Below are 19,486 nucleotides of genomic sequence, written 5' to 3'. Positions count from 1 at the left end.
CAACATTTATAAAATTACTTACTGCTGTCTGCGGTTCCGCTGCCAAGAAGGTTCACCGTGGTTCCGATGGTGACATGCCGATATCGGTAATGACCTCAGCGATCTCGTTGATCCGTTCTGGCGTGTATGTCCAAAACCCGTCCCAGTAGTTATCATTCATCTCGATGGCATACAGTGCCGCCGGCTCGACATCGATTGCAGCGGGTGGCTGGAAGACAACAAACCAACCTCGGCGGTGGAGTTCGGTGGTGCCGGTATGGACGTTGAACCCCTGAGATTCTGGCAGCGCGGTGTCACCAACACCGTAAGCGTAAACATCGAGTTCAGTGGTGGCAAGTCGCTCGTAGACACGACGGGTTCCGGGCTCATCGACGAGCCGCGAGAGCCGCTGGAAGCCGACCCGGAGTGTCCCCCGGCCGGCATCAAGCACGCGACGTTCGATTGCCCGCGAGAGTGCGATCAACAGCAACTTCTCGGAGTCGGATTCGGGATATCCTGCCAGCCGAAACGGCAGATCGTGGAGGGCCTGCACTGTCGGCGGCAGCGCGGCGTTGTCAAGCCCGCGGCTGCCGGTGATGTACACATCGGAGTTGACCAACAGCAGCGACTCCATGATCGCTGCCGCTGAGGACGTGGCAACGACCTGACCATCGCGGACAACCACGACCTCGTCGGTCTGCTCGCTGTCGGTCGTCACTGACACCTGTTGATCGTCGAAGAGCCGTAAGAGCGCGTCCCGTAGTGGTGCGACCGACGCCGACGGATCGACCCGGATCGTCGCCGATGTCGGTGAGAGTCGCTCAAATGGACGGCGCATCGTCGGCTGTATGGGCCAGATCGATTTAATTGTGGTCGCTAGCGCGGTCGACACCGGTGATATCGAAGCGCGCGCCGCCATCGGTCGACTCACCGAGCCGACCGTCCAGCCGTGGGCGGCGACGATCGTCCGAACTATCTGTAGTCCCAGTCCGGTTCCGTCCTCGCGGGTCGAGTATCCCGCCTCGAAGACGGCCTCGCGGTCGGCCGGGGCAATACCGGGGCCGTCGTCGGCGATGTAGAATCCGTCCGGGAGCGATCCGACAGTGATTGTGATCTCAGTGTCGTCGGAATCGAGGCTGTTGTCGCCCATCGTCTCGTTGTTGGTCGACCCATCCGTGACGCTGTCGTCAGCGCTCGTCGGACTGCTTGTGGAGCCATGCTCCACGCTGTTACGGAAGATGTTTTCCAGCAGTTGCTGAAGTCTGGAGGCATCCGCGATCACGCGCGCATCGTCGTCGACAACAAGCGACGCGCCGCCGGCTTCAACCGTCGCCCACGCGTCGTCGGCGACAGCGGACAGTGCGACCGTTTCGAGCGCGTCAGGATCGAGATCCTGTCCGGTTTGTGCCAGCGTCAACAGGTCGTCAATCAGTGTCTCCATCCGCTCGTGGGCAGTTTCGACCCGGTCGAGTGCGTCGGCCTCAGTGTCCTGCCTGCGGGCAACTTCGATCCCGGTTTTCGCTACCGACAAGGGACTTCGAAGGTCGTGAGAGACGATGCCAGCGAACGCCTCCAACCGCTCGTTTTGTTGCTTCAGTTGGCGGGTTTGTTCCAGTTGGTCGAGTGCGGTCTCGACAGTCGCCCCCAACAGCTTCGCCAGTGAGACGGTTCGCTCGTCGAAGGCGTTCGTCGTCGGGGCCGCCACAAGAAAGACACCGTGGTCGCCCAGCGGAACAACAATCTCGCTGCGAACCGCTGTGTCTTCGTTGTACACCGCGTCAGCCTCTCGAACGTCGTCGAATACATGAGTCTCGCCGCGGTCGAAAACTGCCCACGCGATCCCTTCGCCGGCCTCGAAGGTTGGTGCCTCGCCGAACGTTTCCCATGCCGCGTCGCTCATCGCCGCGGATTTGAGTGCGTCGACGGTCGGATCGTAGAGGTGAACACCGTTGAGCGATAAGCCCAGTACCTCCGCGGCGGCGTTGACGGCGACCTCCGCAACCGCCGTCGGCGTCTCGGCGTTAAGCAGCCGTCGGTTTGTTTCGAACAGCGCGTTTAGCCGCCCTTCGTGGCGTCGCTGGTCGGTGATCTCCTCGATCGCACCACGAAGTCGAGGCGGCCCATCGGTGTCGGCGGGCTCGCCGTAAACTCGCACCCACTGTGGCTCCTCGCTGTCGAGTTGCCACTCTTTCTCGAAGGCTGTCCCCGTCTCGATGGCGTCGGCAAAAGTGGCCTGCACCGCCGGCTGCTCGTTTGGGTGAAAACAGTCAACGACCGCATCGAGCGTCATCGGCGACTCACAGCCGCAGATTTGGGTGGCTTCATCGGTCGCTGACAGGGTTCTGCGTTCACTGTCGTACACCCAGCCGCCGACGCCGACGAGCCGCTCAACTGCCGTAAACAACGTATCATCGGTCGAATCACTGTGGCGGTCGTCCATAGCTAGCATCATTGATGTTGCACCTCAAGAGGCGTCGCCAGCGGAACCGATTGGCCGCTAGTCGGCTCCTGTCGTCGCAGGTGGCTGACGCGCCCTGCACATCCTATGATTGTATCTGTTGTTTCACTTGCTGACATTTAATTGCTCTCCAACTCGTTAATTGTCTGTTTGAGAGCCCTGTATGTAGCTGTAGATGCTATCGTAATAGGGGTCAGTGGTTGCTATAACACTATCAATATAGATGCGTAGCTATCCGACCCTTCTCCAATCGGTCACTCCGGTCTATCGAGAATCGTGAATTTGAACATTGTTCCCTCCCCCTCGGTAGACTCGACCCATATGTCGCCCCCATGTCGCTCAACGATTTGCTGGCAGACGGCGAGTCCGATACCAGTGCCATCGCTGTCGCCACCTTTGTTGAAGATGTCGAAGATATCGTCTTGGCGGTCTTTGGGAATGCCAGGGCCGTTGTCGGCGACGGTAAACTCAGTGGTATTCTCGTGATCGGTCACCGTGATTTCTATGACAGTGTTACTATCGCCGTGTTCGATCGCATTCGTAATCAGGTTCTGAAAGAGTTGCCCAAGCTGGGATTTGTCAGCAGTTACTGTCGGCAAGGTTTCACGGTTGATCTCGACGCTCGATTCCGCGATTTTGAGTTCGAGATCCTGTAAAATACCGTCGAGTACGACGTCGCTATCCACCGATTCAAACGAATCACCGTCAGTCTGGACTCGTGAATACGTGAGCAGCCCATCGATCATCGCCTGCATTCTGTCTGCCCCCTCCGTGGCGAACTCCATGTATTCCTGTGTCTCGTCTTCAAGTTCGTCGCCGAGTTCAGCTTCAAGCAACTCCATGTAACTGGAGATCATTCGGAGTGGCTCTTGTAGATCGTGAGAGGCGACGTAAGCGAACTGTTCGAGTCGCTCATTCGACTGTTCGAGTTCTTCTTTGGCCTCTCTCAGTTCGCGTTCGCGTTCCTTCCTCGCAGAAGCATCTCGACTGGTGGTAATATATCCATCAATAGGGATCTCTGATCCGGGGGCCGTCCCTGTAACTTCTAACCAGATCCATCCACTCTCCTTTGTCTGGAAGCGAAATTCGATCTGTTTTTCAATGTATCCGCTGGCCTCAACGAGCGACTGAAACTCCTCTATCACGTGGGAGCGATCATCCGGGTGGATATACTCAAGGATATTCTCGCCAACCAACTCGTCGCGCTCCCAGCCTTTGATATGGGGAGAATTCGGTGACTGGTAGCGTATTGTGCCATCCTCCGCAACAATTGAAACCACGTCAGAGCCTTGTTTGATGAGTGATTTATATTGGGAAGTCGATAGATCGTTCATTGAATCAGTCTTCGTCAAATATGTATTTATATGTTAGTGTACGTCTGAAACAATCCACACACTCATTTGGACATTCTGTACTGTTACGGAGAAATACCCAGTGCCGCCTCAGTTCTGAACTGCTAGAATTGGGTGACAGACGTTGTGGCCCACAGATCTAGCGTTTCACGGCTGAAGACGCAGAAGAGTTACCGAAAGCAACGCGCATATTCAGCAATCTCTCTGGAGGTGATTAGTGGAAATAGGAGCAAACTCAACTCATATTTTGAGCGTCCCGCTGACACTGTCATTCGATATGATGCCATAATCAAAACTGGAGGCACGTATTTATTCGTTTGACGCTGTTACAGTGGGTTGTTCACATGTCTGAGCTAGAGAATAAAACAATACGGGGAGGTAACGTCCTTAACCGAGTTTCTGACGCTGTTGTCGGCGTTAATTCAGACTTCGAATATACCTTTGCGAATACGCAGGCCGAACAGCTGCTTGACACGGATGAGGACTCATTACTAGGCGAGACCATCTGGGAGGCATTTCCAGAAACTGCCGACACCATCGCTGAAACAAACATTCGGAACGCGCTCGAAACAGGGCAGGAACAGAGCTACGAACGATACAATGACACACTCGACCGCTGGTTCGAACTCCGGATATTTCCAGACAACGAAGGGCTCTCAATATTTTTCACTGACATTTCCGAGCGGAAGGAACGTGAGGCAGAACTCGAACGCTACGAGGAATTAATTAAAACCTTGCCAGTCGCTGCCGGAATGAACAGACCCGGCAAAGAAGGCAAATTTGAGTTTGTTAATCAGGCTGCTGTCGACTTGTTTGACGCAGAATCCAAGGCCGAACTGAAAGAGTACTCTCCGGCAGATATGTACGCCAATGAAGATGAACGTAAGCAGTTCAGTGAACGATTGCGGGAGGAGGGCACTATCGATCAGTACGAAGTACAGCTCACGACTCTTGAGGGAGATCTGTTTTGGGCGTCAATAACCGCAAAAATCGCGGAAATAGACGGTGAGGTGTACATTATTGGCATTATCGAAGATATCTCTGTACGCAAAGCCAACGAGCAGGAACTCGAAACACAGAACGAGCGGTTAGAAGAGTTCGTCAACGTACTTTCACACGACCTCCGAAACCCACTGGAAATCGCACAGGGGCGAACTGCAATATTAGAAGAGGAAACGGAAGACCAGTATCAGGAACATATCAGACCACTTGGTGACGCGCTGGATCGAATGGAACAGATTATCTCAGATTCGCTAACGCTTGCCCGACAGGGGGACACTGTCGGCGAAAAGAATCCAGCATCACTTGTCGAGTTGGTCGGGAAGTGCTGGGCCACCGTCAAAACAGACTCGGCATCGCTTGAAGTGGACGACGATGTAACGCTGCTGGCCGACAGCGACCGGCTTCGGCATGTGTTCGAGAATCTGTTTCGCAATGCAATCGACTACGGCGGCGACGACGTGACGATCCACGTTGGCTGCACCGAGGATGGGCGACTCTATGTCGAGGATGATGGCCCAGGCATCCCACCAGATAAACGCGAAACGGTACTCAAAGCTGGACACACATCTTCTACCGGTGGAACTGGGTTTGGTCTCACAATCGTCAAGCGGATCGCCGAAGCCCACGGCTGGAAAATGAGTATTACGGAGAGTCGTGCCGGTGGTGCACGGTTTGAGTTCGATAGTGTCACCCTGAAAAACACATAGCTACACATATTGGCTCTGCTGAGCTTTAGAAGCCTTCACACATCCCGAAATTGGTTCTGTCCGTTCGATTACTCTGTGTGCTGCATGGAACCTCTACATCTGGCACAGCAGTTCCTGATAGAAACCATATGGGATAGGCTCACTATCTCCGGTCAGAACTGGCCCGAACAGTTGAGGTACTGCGCGTCCTAATGGTAGTACAAACCCGTGTCATCAACAACAAGCAAATACGATATCGTGGTCTGGGGAGCCACCGGCTTCGCTGGTCGACTTGTCGCCGAACATCTTACCAGTCACTACCCTGCTGCTGAACTGTCTGTTGCTCTCGGTGGTCGAAATAAATCCAAGCTCCGCCGACTGGCAGCAGAGCTTACAGGCGAGTCTGATCAAGCAGAAATCCCCATCGTCGTCGGTGATGCGACTGACCCGGCGAGCCTTCGCGAGATGGCCGCCCAAACGGAGGTCGTCTGCACGACCGTCGGGCCCTACACAACATACGGGACAGCACTCGTCGAAGCCTGCATTGAGGCTGGCACCGAATACTGTGATCTCACCGGAGAGATCAACTGGGTTCGAGAAATGATCGACCGCTATCACGACGAGGCTATGGCTGCCGACGTGAAAATCGTCCACAGCTGTGGGTTTGATTCGATCCCAGCCGACCTCGGGGTCAAACTGCTGCAATCGTACGCTGTCGAGGAGTTTGGTGACCCCTGTGAGTTCGTTCAGATCTATCTCGAAGATGGAGAGGGTGGGGTGAGCGGCGGCACCTTGGCCAGTGCAGCCGAGTTATTCGAAGCGGCCGCAACTGATCCGATTGCCCGAGAAACACTGTCGAATCCGTACTCATTGGCTCCACCGGGCGAACGGCACGGTGTAGATACAGGCGAGCAACGACGACCACAACGAGATTCCATCCGCTCGATATGGACAGCTCCCTCGCCGATGGCAGCCGTCAACGAACGAGTCATCAGACGGAGCAATGCCCTCCTAGCGTATCCGTGGGGCCGGGAGTTCCGGTGTACAGAGGTCATCCCAACCAGTGCTGGGATCAGCGGTGCCGCAGCCGCCGGTGGGATTGCACTCGGCTTGGGCGTTGGAACGGCTGCAATGAAGAGTCGGCTGCTTCGACGTGGATTGCGTCGGTTCGTCTTTCCTGAACCGGGCACAGGGCCCTCGAAAGCGGAGATGGAATCAGGGCATTTCTCGGTTCGTGTTATCGGTCGTGGGACAACGACCGACGGGCCGTTCACTGTCACAAGCGAGATCGGGGCCGAACTGGATCCTGGCTATGGCGCAACCGCCCGGATGCTTGGAGAGGCTGGGATGTGTTTGCTACGAGGTGAGACGGAGTCACCGTTGGACGGTGGGATTCTGACGCCCGCTTCGGGGATTGGCGATCCACTCGGTGATCGACTTCGGGATGTTGGCTTCGCTGTGACCGCTGGCGAGTGGTGAGAAGCGAAACACACCTGCGATCACTCTCGGGAGCTACTGTTGATCTTCAATCGCTTAGTGAAAAGCCAACAAGATTAATTCTGCGTTTCAAGCGCTGTATTCACGAAAACGGAGTAGATCAATCTCCACAGGGAGTTCCGCAAAGTCATCGTCAGCACCGGCAACAAGCGTTGCCTCACGTTCGTGGGCGAGTCCTACAGCATACGCATCTGCTAGTGAGATGCCCCCATCAGCCTTTATATCGATCAATCATCCAGTAGTTCACAATGGCAGGCCCAACCCGTCAGCGACAGACTGCATCGACAACCGAAACACAACCTGAGCAGTCAACTTCCGAACGGGATGCTGAAGCGATTGATCCGTCAACAGTTGATCAAGATGAGATCATCAAAACCGACGACGGCGAGTTGATGCATGAACCGACCGGGCTGATTCTTGAAGACGAACAAATCGATCACGGCCCGGAGTGGCGGTCGTTCACTCAGACTGAGCGCGATGAGAAGTCTCGCGTTGGGGCACCGATGACTGAAATGATGCATGATCGGGGGCTGACGACGACTATCGGCTGGCAAGATAAAGACGCCCACGGCCGGTCAATCTCATCGGAGAAACGGAGTCAGATGCATCGCCTGCGGAAATGGCAGAATCGAATTCGCACCCAAGACGCCAAAGAGCGCAACCTCCAGCACGCTCTCGGAGAGATTGATCGAATGGCTTCAGCGTTAGGCGTTCCGGACGCAACTCGGGAGATGGCGTCGGTGATCTATCGCCGCGCACTCAGCGAAGATTTGTTGCGTGGGCGGTCTATTGAATCGGTTTCGACAGCAGCATTGTATGCGGCCTGCCGCCAGGAGAATATCCCACGGAGCTTAAGCGAAATTACGCCTGTATCGCGGGTAAATCGGAAAGAGGTCGGCCGCACATATCGATATATCTCGAATGAATTGGGCTTGGAGATCGAACCGGCTGATCCCAAACAGTACGTTCCACGGTTTGCCTCGAAATTAGATGTGAGCGCTGAGGTTCAACAAAAGGCCAAAGAAGTCATCGACGTGAGTACAGAAGCGGGATTGTTGTCAGGAAAATCGCCGACTGGATTTGCGGCCGCCGCGATCTACGCAGCCTCACTGCTCTGTAATGAGAAGGTCACCCAACGCACGGTAGCAGATGCTGCTAACGTCACTGAAGTGACGATCAGAACCCGGTATCAAGAACAGATGGAAGCGATGGGTTTCGAGATGTAACAGATTCCGTCTATTCCATATTTCTACCACCATCTGCGGCTGCTACTGACGGCTGGGTTTGATCCATTGTGAGTTGCATCTCTTCAGACACCTGGCTCGTAGTGAATGTGCTTACCTGATCGGAGAGTTCGGTAGCAAGCTCAGCGAGTTCATCGACCCGGTCTGCGGCAGCTGAGAGCGACTCGGATTGCTCTTCCGTAGCGGTCGAGACGGTGTCTGCCTCATTTGCTGTCGTTTCACTCATCGCTGAGACTTCATCAACCATCGCAGCCACTTCTTCAGAGGAAGCAGCTTGGTCGTCTGTCGCACTGCTTATCTCGGTAATTCCGTTTTCAGCTTCCGCAATCGAATCAGCGATTTCGTCAAACAACTCTATTGTTTCTTCGATTGTCTCAGCACCACGAGTGACTCGTTCCTCCATCTGTTGGATGTCCGCAACAGTTTCATCGGTCACCGACTGGATGGATTCGATCTCGGATTCAATCTCGCTTGTGGCCACTTCGGACTCTTCAGCTAAGGATTTGACCTCGTCTGCGACGACAGCGAATCCCTCACCAGCCTCACCCGCACGGGCGGCTTCGACCGATGCGTTCAGTGCGAGAATGTTTGTCTGTTCGGCAATATCAGAAATCAGTGTGACTACTTCACTGATCTCCTCCACCTTGTCACTGAGTGTTTCGACCTGCTCAGTTACTTCTGCTGTCTGGGCCTTGATCTCGTTTACTTCAGCTGTTGCGTCGGCCGCATGCTGTCGGCCCGTTTCGCCACGTTCGACTGCCGTGTTTGCGGTCGCCGATACTTCTTCGGCAGATGACGCAATTTCTTCAATCGTCGCAGACATATCACTAACCTCCCCAGCAACACTCTGTAGGCGGTTGTTCTGATCGGCTGCACGGTCGGCAATCTCATCGACAGAGTGAGCAACTTCTGTGCTCGACGCTTCGACATTGTCGGTCGTCTCGGCTACGTCCCGGCTTGATTCGGAGACCGTATCGGCGAACGACTGAATATCGACAACCGTCTGTTCCCACTCTTCGACCATCCTGTTGAACGACTGGGCGATGGCTTCCATGGCTTCATTATCCACATCTTCATCCAGCCGTTGGGTGAGGTCACCAGCAGCACAGGCAGTAATCGTATCCTCGTAGGCTTCTGCTGTCGCCTCTAATTCCTCTTTCAGTTGAACCATCTGCTCGCGCTGTTTCTCTGCTTGCTGCTGTTGTTGTTCCGCTCGCTCGCGTTCTTGCTCAACCTCTCGTTTGGCCTGTTCGACATCAGCGATCTGGGCTTCGACTTCATCGCGTGCTTTCGCCAGTGATTGCCAATGGAAGAGGATCGACACGGAAAGCATACTCACAAACACAGCGTGAATACCGCCCCACACCACTGGTTTTGTCATCGCGGCTGGGTGGTTGTACACTGTGAACCACTCGATAAGGCCGAACACACTGTGTTGTCCGGCTACATATCCAATCGCAACGCCAAACGGAACCCAGTCTTCATACAGAGCAACGACACCGACACCAACGAAATAGAGGAAGTGGGCTTCGATGAACCCACCCGAGAAGTACGCCAGCACTGCCGCATTCGTCATGAATGCAAACGATGAGAGGGCCGTTCGCACCCGTCTGTGGAAAGAGGGGACAGCGCAGCCACGAGCAGCCCGACGACGATACCGACACCGGCAATTGAGTGTGAAAGCGGGATAACTGGCAACTCAGCTCCAGTGACTGACTCAACGCCGGTCAATCGGCTCACACCGAAAATGAACGGGACAAAGAGCCCAGTAGCGACGAGAACCGCCCGGTGTCTCGATTTAAACGAACTTTCCGATATCCGACTCCCATCAGGTATATTCTCAACAAACCGGGTCACCTTTGCAACGATCTCATCCAGAGTGGAGGCTTTTGTAGTCACCATCTGTGAGATATACATCAAAACGAACCGAACAATCATAATGGCAATAACTATGCTGATAGGTATTGCCTACCATGCCACTGGCCTATATTGAAAGGCTATCTGTAACAAGGAGAGAATCCCGGCCTTCAGGCCGGGCGTGAATCCGACATGAGTGTTTCCTAAACCACGAACGATGGCCGACTGGATATTCCACCGATAGAAATAAGTTAGACAAACAATATAGTCTATGTATGGCGATTCAGGTCACTCGCACCTATGTTGGTCATATCACAAACCAGCACCGAGTGCAGAGTGATTTGGATGCGCTCGGGGACGCTGCCTCGAAACTCTGGAACGTCGCACGGTGGACGGTTGATCGTGTGTGGGACGCCATTGGTGAGATACCTGATGTTAGTTCACTCAAAGCCTACATGAAAACCAGAGAGTGCTGGAAGAACCTCAACTCACAATCAAGTCAGGCAATCATTGAAGAATTGTCAGACAGCTTCCAGTCGTGGTTTGACGTGCGACACACAGACCAGACAGTGAACCCGCCCGGCTACCGTAAGGAGTACGATACACGGCCACGTTCAACAGTCACATTCAAAGAAGACGGGTTCAAACTCGACACTAAGCACGATCAGGTGCGCCTCTCGAAAGGTGAGAACCTGAAGGATGGCTGGGGTGATTTCATACTCTGTGAGTTTGAAGCCCGCAACGACGTTGCTCTCAGCGAGGTTGATACCGTCCAGAACGTGCGAGCGGTCTGGAACGGTGACGAGTGGGAAGTCCACTTTGTCGTCAAAGAGACGATGGAGACACCTGATTCACCCGGCGATGGCGTTGCCGGTGTCGATCTCGGTGTGTCGAACATTGCTGCTGTCGCCTTCCCCGACGAGTACGTGTTGTACCCCGGCAATACAATCAAGCAGGACAACCACTACTTCCAGCAACAAGAGTACGATACTGAAGGTGAAAACGGCCCATCAGAAGAAGCCCAACGCCTGCGACAGAAGCGAACCCGGCGTGAGACACACTTCTACCACACGCTCACGAAAACGATCATCGAGGAGTGCGTAGATCGTGGTGTCGGGACACTCGTTGTTGGCTGGCCCGAAGATGTCCGGTCAGACGATCTCGGGAAGACGGCGAACAAGTGGCTACATACATGGGCCTTTGACCGGCTGTATCAGTATCTCAACTACAAGGGCGAAGCACACGGTATTGAGGTGCTGAAAGAAAACGAATGGAACACGTCGAAAACATGTTGTGAGTGTGGTGATACAGCCGATAGCAACCGTGTTGAACGTGGACTGTACGTGTGCGATTCTTGCGGACTGGTAGCTAACGCCGACTGCAATGGCGCAGAGAATATTAGACAAAAGATAACTCCGAATCCGTCTCAGGATAGGAGTAACGGCTGTCTGACACAGCCCTCGGTCTACCTGTTCGACAAATCAACGGGTGAAATAGTCCCACAAGAACAGGTAGTACCGTAGACCAGCAAATATCCCAACGTTGCGGTACGGGAAGCCGCGTCGTTCACGACGCGGAGGATGTCACCAGCTACCGGTGTTAACTATCAAAATCTCCATTGCTCATATTACGGGAATCAGCCATTCAATCGCCGATCACTGCGAGCTAGATTACCTCTACGCCAACCGATCCATTGGGGGTTCGATGGAAGAACTTGACCTCACCAGGCGTTTCCATTAACACCCCTTCACCACCCTGAGAACGTTGATTTTGTCGGATTACATTCCCACAGACCACATCGCCCTTTCTGGTCGCCTTGGTATGCATCGAGTGGCCCACAATTTGTGGTGGTGCTGACTCCTCGATATGCCTGAAATCAAGCCAACACAGTCCAGCAGACGGCCCTCTCCCACCGCCTTCGCCTAACTCGAAGATCCGATTATACTGCTCGACGATCTCTTCTTGGATTGCTGGTTCATGAGGTTCGCCGATGGCATCGAGGAGTTCCTCAGCGGCCGCCCGAAGCTGTTCGTTGATCTCCTGTGGGTCAAAGGCTTCGTTGCTCCCAGCGTGGCTGTAGACATACGAATGGCCCTCGAATGCTGCTGTCACTTCTCCCTCAATAACACGATTGAGGAACGATTCACGGTTTGATTGAGCCATCGCATGTGAGTATGTATCGCGCCAACTGAGTACTGCTGGTACCAAGATCGGCATTTCGTGGTTGCCGATATGGTATTGAACACGACCCGCCGGGGCCTCTGAAATAAGCCGCAAGACCATCTCTAGGGACGCTTTGTTGTCGGGGCCTCTGTCGATGACATCGCCATTGATCACGAGCACGTAGTCGTTGTCAGCCCAGTGGATTGTGTCGCTGTCGTCGACAGTGATGATCGGTTCATGTCCGTCGGTATCGCCGATAGTCAGGAGTGCACTCCGGGCATCTTCGAGGTAGCCGTGAATATCGCTGATCTCGACGATTGGGGGACGGCCGTCGAACTCGGAGACTGAATCTGCGGTATCGGTCATATATTATGGATGGAGCATTGTGCTGAATTCCTCAAACTGTGATTTGGATAGCCCAGCTTGTCCGAGGCGTTTGTTATGTGCGTCACTCCCTCCGGTCACCAGTAAATCGTTGCGTTCGATAGCACGATCTACGATGCTCGTATTGACCTCTGTTCCGTATGGGTAATATCGTTCGACGGCATCAAGTTTGTCTGTAATCTTAAGTGCGGCTTCTGGATCATCGTATCGCAACGGATGCGCCAATCCAACGACAGAACAAGCGTCTTTCAGGAGTCTGATGCCCTCATCAACATCAGTGATCTCTCTGGCAAAATAACAGTCGCAATCATTCCCAATGAGTTCCTCAAATGCTTCCTTGTAGCCATACGGCGCATCGCTTTCATCGATAGCAGTTGCAATGTGCGGTCGTCCAATCCCAGAGCTTGGGTCGATATCCAGCGAGACTCCGGCTCTGCTTCGACACAGGCAATTATTTTTTGAGCACGGTTGATGCGGTTTTCTTGGAGTCGCGCAATCTCGCTTGTGAGTTCTTCTGTGGGTTCGACATGGTACCCTAAGAGATCGATTCGCTGCGTGTCTGTCTGGACACGAAGTTCGATTCCTCGGATGATATTGATTCCATCAATGGTCGTAATTGGGTCGTCTAGTCCGGAGTGGATACGATCATGATCAGTGACAGCAACCCAGTTGACTCCTACCTCTTTCGCGGCCGTAGGGATTTCCTCAATGGTTAGGGTGCCATCAGAAGCTGTCGTATGTGAATGGAGGTCAGCAACAACGGAGGACGACATGTGAATAGCGATGCCAGTGAGCTAAAAAACACTTCCGAGCGACATCTCTGTAGCCGGATCACATTGAACTGTGCGAAGAATGTGAGAAGAGTAAAGATAATTCCGCACACTATTTGCGCATGAATTCTTAAATAACAATAAGAGGGCAAGTCTATTCTTATTCTTTGCATTTAGAGCCATTAAATTCATTTGCTTCTGGTACATGAAGTAGGTACGTGCATGAGAGAGTTGGAAATTGAAGACGCTGCGCCCGGGAAACTCATCTCCTATGGGAGAGAGTCATATTATCGGCCGGAACCGCTCCCGCCCGCAAGAGATCTTGCACTAGATGACGAGTTTTACGACCTGCTTGCCGAGGCAACCTTCTGGCTCGGCAAACTCAGCGGCATCAGCCTTGAAATCGACTTTCCGCCAATCCTGTATACGTCTCTGCTCCGGAAAGAAGCGATGGAATCAGCCGAAATTGAAGGCGCTGATATCGACTACAACGCCCTCTACAGCCTCGAAACTCACCGTCTCGATTCGGAGCTAGACCCAACGACCAGCCAAGCGGAGACAAAAGATACCCAAGAGGTTCTCAACTACGAGCAGGCTATCAAGGAGGGCATTGAAACACTTGCGGACGGCGGTGAGATTTCTGTTGCACTCCTGCATGATCTACACGAGACGCTTCTCACAGATGTTCCAGCGGATCGGATCGAGACTGACACGATTGGTGGATATAAGACCGTGCCAAACTATCTTGGCGACTTCCTGCCTCCAGTCCCGGGTGAAGTTGAGGGGTTGATGGATGCACTCATCACGTATTACCGAACTGGAGGCAACTATCATCCGCTTGTGGATATCGCGCTCTTCCACTACCAATTTGAAACGATTCACCCGTATGGTGACGGGAACGGGCGGCTTGGTCGCCTTCTCATCACGCTACAATTATACGATGCCGAACTGCTTGCACGGCCGAATCTCTACCTCAGCGAGTATTTCAACCGGAACAAAGCCACGTATGTTGACCGAATGGACGGGGTGAGAGCCCACGGCAACTGGGAGGACTGGGTATCGTTTTTCATCAAAGGGGTGGCTCAGCAAGCCGAGGAGTCTGTTAATCGGACCGTGGCATTAGACACGTTACGTCGTCGCTATGAGGAGGAATATGGTGGCGTCCAGTACGCAAAAAACCGCTTAGCGTGCCGCCTCTTTGAGCAACCATACGTGACCACAAAGACCGTTGCGGCAATGCTCGATATTGAGCGGTCAACTGCCTATCGTGCCATCGGCGATCTCGAAGCAGACGGTGTCTTAGAGGAGGTCACAGGTAAACAGCGTAACAAGGAATACCGAGCCAAGGAAATCTTCGATATTCTTGAGAGACCGCCGCAGACATACTAAATCGTCCATTTTCAGCAGAGCAGCAGATACAACCAATACGGCAGCTGAACAACCCCTTCGCCGAGATGTTCAATCGGCTGGGAGCCTCCGACTGTATTGCCAGCGAGTACAAACCCAACCGGTGCATCATACTCTTGTTTGAATTCTCGAAGTGCTGCCACCGTTGAGTCGTATTGCCCTGACTGATAGGCCAGTCCAACCGGCACCGGTGTTCCCTCTATTTCGAAGACAAAATCAACCTCACCCTCACGACCACGCCAATATTTGACTGATGGGGAAGCAGCGTCGCCGACTGCTACCTGCATCCCGTAGGCGAATCGCATCGTATGATCAAAGGCAGCGACACGGGCAAGATCTGCCTCTCGGTCGAAATCATTTCGCACTGCTGCCGCATCACCGTCAGCGAGTGCTGTCACCAAGCCAGTATCTCGAAGATATAGCCGGACGGATCGGGGGCGACTGTTGTCGTACTCTGTGATCCCTGTTAGCAAGTAGAGCTCTGCGAGCGCTGGCAGATAGCTATCGGCAATCGTCCGCCGATCAACGTCGAATAGCTCCACGAGTTCCTGGTATCGGAACGGTTCGGCCCCACCATTACGAGCTGCGAGGGCACAAAGTCGCTCAGGTCGGCGATAGTCTGAATCGATTCAAAGCCAGGTACCTCCTGATACAACGCATTTCGGACATCGTTGCGTAGGCGGGTGTAGTCACTTGCAGAGACCTCACTGGCCGATTTTGTTGGCCCATCGAGATCGTAACTGAGCGTCCCACCCATCGCAAGGAACTCGACAACTTGTGACTGAATTCGACGCTCGTCATCAGCAACCTGCTCGTATTTGGCTTGTAGATTCTCGATGAGAGGCTCAACATCTCCGGTTTGCAGTGCTGTTGGGAGACTTTCGTCACCACTTCGTAGCGACGACGGGCTTACGCGGGTATCATCATCTTCTTCGAGTTCTGGATACAACGAGAATAGATAATCACGGAACTTCTCGGGGAGCACCGGTTGGATAGTATACTCACTGTCTGGGATCGAAGCTGACCCAAGTTCACGTTCAATCTGCAGCCCGGCACTGGCAGTCACTTAGTAGGTGTCGCCCCGGTGTATCCTCAAGCAATCCGCCGACAGCTCTCCCCCAGCCGTCGATGGTTGGCTTATTCGCATGCTCAATCAGGTGGATATCATCGATAACGATGAAGTGGGGCTCATTGGAGTCAATGCGACCCAAGATACGGCTCTCATAGTATCGCACCGCTCGTTGGAGTTGCTCATCGGACTGGAGTTGATACAGCGGATCAGCATCAAACGGAAGATAGAGAAACCGTTCTGGATCGATACCAGCCTCGATCTGGTGGTGAATAAATTGGTGCAGCAGCGTCGTCTTCCCAACACCACGGCGACCGACGAGTGCTAACAGTTGATAATCCTCAACTCGGCTGCCAGGTTCATCTGGTCGAGCAAGTGGATAGAAGTCACTCTTCTTGCGAGTAGGCAAGTCAACCCCATCGCGTCCGTCTTCCCACCATGGATTATGTTCCTGTAGAGAACGAACAAGCGCATCTCCAGCGTCAATCGACATTGTAGCGTTGGTTCATCTATGATCACCGTCGCAATGACTGTTTCGGATCAATACTCTACAGTGTAACGTAGCAAATACAGCAGATAACCTATTTTGTACTCTGGCTCTGTCGCACAATTTAGAGAAACTACACTGCAGTGCAGGTAATAATTTTTATACAGTCATCTAAGTGTTCTTGGGCGATGGATTTATACAGTCTTGGTTCTGAGTGATGAGTGTAGATACGAAATAAGAGACACTGCAATGGTGTTTGTTTCCCTTGGTTCCGGGAAACGCGAGGTCACCGCTACCAACTACCCGCTGGCTGCCCGGGAGATGGCAGTCATCAATACCCATGAATACAACGCACGCTGACATCACCGACGGAACGCGACATACACTCGCGGTCGAATTCATTTCACAGCGGACGGTCGACTGTGAGGACGAGTCCGTCCAACGGCTGGTGGTCGCCGACCGGTCGGATACGCAGTTCACCCTCCTTGTGGCACCCGACAGAAACCCCATCCGTGGGCTCCAAACCGGCGAACAGTATCGCATTGCTGGAGTGCTTGGCGCATCACCGGTGGCTGCAGCGGCGACCATCTCCGAGGACTGTCCGCACTGTGATGGGACGGTTCGACCAGGGTCTATCGCCGATGCGGTTGACGCCGAACTACAGCAAGCGAGCGTTGAATTGTCCCTTGATGATCAGTACGGAATCCTCGATAGTGAGTCGTCGATGCAAGCCATCGACGATGACGGCGATATGGTCGATGATTGGATTCCAATGGGGAGTGACTCATCGGTCACACCACCGGAATACGTCTGTACGTCGTGTGGTCGGCAGTTGAACGAACGAGACCTCCGGGGCGGCGGTCACGTCGATAACATCGTTACGGACGCTTTGGCGGAACCAGCCCCAACTGCTGACGCAAGCATGGCGAGTCAAGAGACGGTTGGACTCGCCGCCGGTGGGGCGAAAGATGTCGCCAATTTCCGAGAGAACATCGCGGCAGGCCATACGCCACAACCCGAAGCAATCAGCGACGAGGGGTTGTTCTACGACTATCACTTCGAGACAGGACAACGGGCCGAGACCGAGGCCCTGTTCGCACCACGGTATGCAGCTGCCGTTAGTGATCACCCAATCACCGGTGAGACAGAACAGTATCTCTCTGTTGGGCTGGACTCGTCGCTTTCTGTCGAGGACTTCCACCGACCACGGCTTGACCTCGTGGCTGTCCTTGATATCTCAGGGTCGATGGACAGTGCGTTCGATCAGTATTATTACGACGAGCATGGTCGCAAGCAGGAAGCCGAACAGGCCACCGCAACGAAGCTGGAGGCGGCAATCGAGTCACTGTGTGCGTTGACCGAGCAACTACATCCCGAAGACCGCCTGGGGTAGTGCTATACGACCACAGGGCCCACGTCGCAAAGCCGCTCCGTGATGTCGGCAGTACAGACATGCCCGCGATTCGGCGACACATTCGTGAGATCACGGCTGGCGGAAGTACGAACCTGGCTGATGGATTCGAAGCTGCCGTTGATATGCTGGTCGATGAAACACTGCAGGGCGATAGTGAGCAACGAGTCGTTTTCATGACCGACATGATGCCGAATGCCGGGACGACTGGTGAGGATGCCCTAACTGAGCTGTTTGCGGAGGCTGCTGTCGAAGGCATCCACACAACATTTGTTGGGATGGGATTGGACGCTAACGCCGAGTTAGCAGAGACATTGTCGGGGATTCGTGGGGCGAATCACTACTTCATCCACTCAGCGGAGGAGTTCAAACAGCGACTTGGTGACGAGTTCGACTACATGGTCACACCGCTGGTCTACGATCTTACCCTTGAGGTTGAGGCCGACGGGTACGAGATCGCGGCTGTCCATGGGTCGCCGACTGCTGAGGATGCCACTGAGCGACTGATGCATGTTGGGACGCTGTTCCCATCAGCCAAACAGGAGGGAGAGGCTCGTGGTGGCGTTATTCTCGTCCGGCTGACCCAGACGAGCTCAGATCCCGACTTGGAACTACAGGCCTCTTGGACGGAACGAAACGGTGGTCAGCACACTGAACGAGTAAGCGTTACTGTGCCGGAGACAACCGAGACCTACGGACATGCCGGCGTCCGGAAGGCGATTGCGTTGGCGCGGTACGCCCGTAGTCTGCGCTCCTGGGCCAGCGAGGTGCATAGTCGGGCCGACAATGCCACCGGTGTTGACGACTGGCTACTCCCCGACCAGCGTGGCCAACACGAACGAGAATCCGTGCCATTGGTCGTGCCCGATGAGTATAACGAGCAGTTCGCAGAGTTACGTAACTATCTGACCGACGAGATTGAGGCCGTCGATGACGAGACGCTCCAACAGGAAGTGGATCTGCTTGGGACGCTCTGTGAAGACGCTCCAGCAACACCACAGGAGGTTACTGAGTCGTGACTGTATTTGCGTTCGACCGCGACTGGACGGTCGATGTGAATCCTCACCCTCGGCATGAGGCCGTTCCATTGGAGTGGGTTCGATATCTCGCCCACGAGACATCGCATGCCGTCTACGCAATCGGTAACCAGGACTTGGCCGAGGAAGCGGCGATCCCGGGTGTTGTGGATATCGTTGGCCGACACGAGGATGACTGGGAGCAGTGGTTAGGTGCAAAACTACCCAGTGGGCGATACGAACAGTTCCCGAAGCGGCGAGAACGGCTCTCGCTGATCGCTGATCTCCATCCAGAGGCTGACGAGTTCGTTGTCATCGACGATCTGGATCTGAGCGACGTGAGTGGCTGGGAGCATTACCACGCCTGGGAGTTTGTCCCGGCGGTCAAGCAGGGACTAATCGATCCTGATCTGCCGTGGGTCCAGGATATGTCGACTGATGGCGGCCTGCCGACGATGGCCGGGATCATGCCAGCCGATCCGAACGATCTTGTCTCGTTTCTCAATGAATACGCTGAGGCTCCCGCCTACGAGCCGATTACATGGAGGAGGGCACGGAGCGATCAGTACTGTGCCACGATATTTCGATTGGTGATGAGCCTCGCGCTGACTCGACACTGCAGTGTACACCGATTGATCCGGCGGCTTCGGGCTTCAGTGTCGAGTTCGAGAACATCGAGTTGCTCTCAGTAGTTCGGCCTACTC

At 54.2% G+C, this 19,486-nt stretch carries 13 protein-coding genes and 2 pseudogenes; 8 read left to right on the top strand and 7 right to left on the bottom strand.

All coding sequences use genetic code 11. The features are described 5' to 3' along the window. Window positions 1-52: 52 nt before the first annotated feature. Window positions 53-2,419 (bottom strand): ATP-binding protein, encoded by a 2,367-nt coding sequence (locus ACFQJB_RS13950; RefSeq protein ID WP_379728353.1) that lies wholly within the window; start codon window positions 2,417-2,419, stop codon window positions 53-55. A gap of 272 nt (window positions 2,420-2,691) precedes the next feature. Next, window positions 2,692-3,771, bottom strand: coding sequence for a sensor histidine kinase (locus tag ACFQJB_RS13945; RefSeq protein ID WP_379728351.1), 1,080 nt, complete (start codon window positions 3,769-3,771; stop codon window positions 2,692-2,694). Window positions 3,772-4,133: 362 nt separating this feature from the next. Here ACFQJB_RS13945 and ACFQJB_RS13940 point away from each other — a divergent pair, with 362 nt between their 5' ends. The 3 genes from ACFQJB_RS13940 to ACFQJB_RS13930 all read left to right on the top strand — a co-directional run bounded on the left by ACFQJB_RS13940 (window position 4,134) and on the right by ACFQJB_RS13930 (window position 8,200). Next, window positions 4,134-5,498 (top strand): PAS domain-containing sensor histidine kinase, encoded by a 1,365-nt coding sequence (locus ACFQJB_RS13940; protein ID WP_379728349.1) that lies wholly within the window; start codon window positions 4,134-4,136, stop codon window positions 5,496-5,498. A gap of 207 nt (window positions 5,499-5,705) precedes the next feature. Beyond that, a complete protein-coding gene (locus ACFQJB_RS13935; RefSeq protein WP_379728347.1) occupies window positions 5,706-6,956 on the top strand; it encodes a saccharopine dehydrogenase family protein in 1,251 nt (416 codons plus the stop codon). A gap of 266 nt (window positions 6,957-7,222) precedes the next feature. Next, entirely contained in the window at window positions 7,223-8,200 is a 978-nt protein-coding gene (locus ACFQJB_RS13930; RefSeq protein ID WP_379728345.1) for a transcription initiation factor IIB, read from the top strand. Between the two features lie 10 nt (window positions 8,201-8,210). Here ACFQJB_RS13930 and ACFQJB_RS13925 read toward each other — a convergent pair whose 3' ends face one another. Continuing rightward, on the bottom strand, window positions 8,211-9,794 hold the full coding sequence (locus ACFQJB_RS13925; protein WP_379728343.1) for a methyl-accepting chemotaxis protein: 1,584 nt from the start codon (window positions 9,792-9,794) through the stop codon (window positions 8,211-8,213). A 556-nt stretch (window positions 9,795-10,350) separates the two neighbouring features. On the opposite strand from ACFQJB_RS13925, the gene ACFQJB_RS13920 reads away from it, so the two are divergent. Beyond that, window positions 10,351-11,598, top strand: a complete 1,248-nt coding sequence (locus ACFQJB_RS13920) for an RNA-guided endonuclease InsQ/TnpB family protein (protein ID WP_379728341.1) — start codon at window positions 10,351-10,353, stop codon at window positions 11,596-11,598. Window positions 11,599-11,740: 142 nt separating this feature from the next. Here ACFQJB_RS13920 and ACFQJB_RS13915 read toward each other — a convergent pair whose 3' ends face one another. Both ACFQJB_RS13915 and ACFQJB_RS13910 read right to left on the bottom strand, forming a co-directional pair. Continuing rightward, entirely contained in the window at window positions 11,741-12,604 is an 864-nt protein-coding gene (locus ACFQJB_RS13915; RefSeq protein ID WP_379728339.1) for a metallophosphoesterase, read from the bottom strand. Window positions 12,605-12,607: 3 nt separating this feature from the next. Next, a pseudogene (locus ACFQJB_RS13910) lies at window positions 12,608-13,395 on the bottom strand (PHP domain-containing protein). A 219-nt stretch (window positions 13,396-13,614) separates the two neighbouring features. Between ACFQJB_RS13910 and ACFQJB_RS13905 the strand changes: the two are divergent. Next, window positions 13,615-14,781 (top strand): Fic family protein, encoded by a 1,167-nt coding sequence (locus tag ACFQJB_RS13905; RefSeq protein WP_379728337.1) that lies wholly within the window; start codon window positions 13,615-13,617, stop codon window positions 14,779-14,781. Between the two features lie 11 nt (window positions 14,782-14,792). On the opposite strand, the gene ACFQJB_RS13900 is transcribed toward ACFQJB_RS13905, so the two are convergent. Further along, window positions 14,793-15,428: a DUF4143 domain-containing protein gene (locus tag ACFQJB_RS13900; protein WP_379728476.1), complete on the bottom strand. Its 636-nt coding sequence runs from the start codon at window positions 15,426-15,428 to the stop codon at window positions 14,793-14,795. A gap of 408 nt (window positions 15,429-15,836) precedes the next feature. Beyond that, window positions 15,837-16,196 (bottom strand): annotated as a pseudogene (locus ACFQJB_RS13895) (AAA family ATPase); the annotation flags it as partial. Window positions 16,197-16,695: 499 nt separating this feature from the next. On the opposite strand from ACFQJB_RS13895, the gene ACFQJB_RS13890 reads away from it, so the two are divergent. The 3 genes from ACFQJB_RS13890 to ACFQJB_RS13880 are packed head-to-tail and all read left to right on the top strand — an operon-like array spanning window position 16,696 to window position 19,474. Further along, window positions 16,696-17,748: a hypothetical protein gene (locus ACFQJB_RS13890; protein ID WP_379728335.1), complete on the top strand. Its 1,053-nt coding sequence runs from the start codon at window positions 16,696-16,698 to the stop codon at window positions 17,746-17,748. Beyond that, complete coding sequence (locus tag ACFQJB_RS13885) at window positions 17,703-18,785, top strand: vWA domain-containing protein (RefSeq protein ID WP_379728333.1); 1,083 nt, start codon at window positions 17,703-17,705, stop codon at window positions 18,783-18,785. Before ACFQJB_RS13890 ends, ACFQJB_RS13885 begins: the two co-directional genes overlap by 46 nt. Continuing rightward, complete coding sequence (locus ACFQJB_RS13880) at window positions 18,782-19,474, top strand: hypothetical protein (protein ID WP_379728331.1); 693 nt, start codon at window positions 18,782-18,784, stop codon at window positions 19,472-19,474. The genes ACFQJB_RS13885 and ACFQJB_RS13880 overlap by 4 nt, the downstream gene beginning before the upstream one ends. Window positions 19,475-19,486: the final 12 nt, after the last annotated feature.

Source organism: Halonotius sp. GCM10025705 (genome assembly GCF_042662885.1).
Taxonomy (GTDB): Archaea; Halobacteriota; Halobacteria; order Halobacteriales; family Haloferacaceae; genus Halonotius; species Halonotius aquaticus.
Note: the sequence above shows the minus strand (reverse complement) of the source record. Positions and strands in the feature narration are given on the sequence as shown.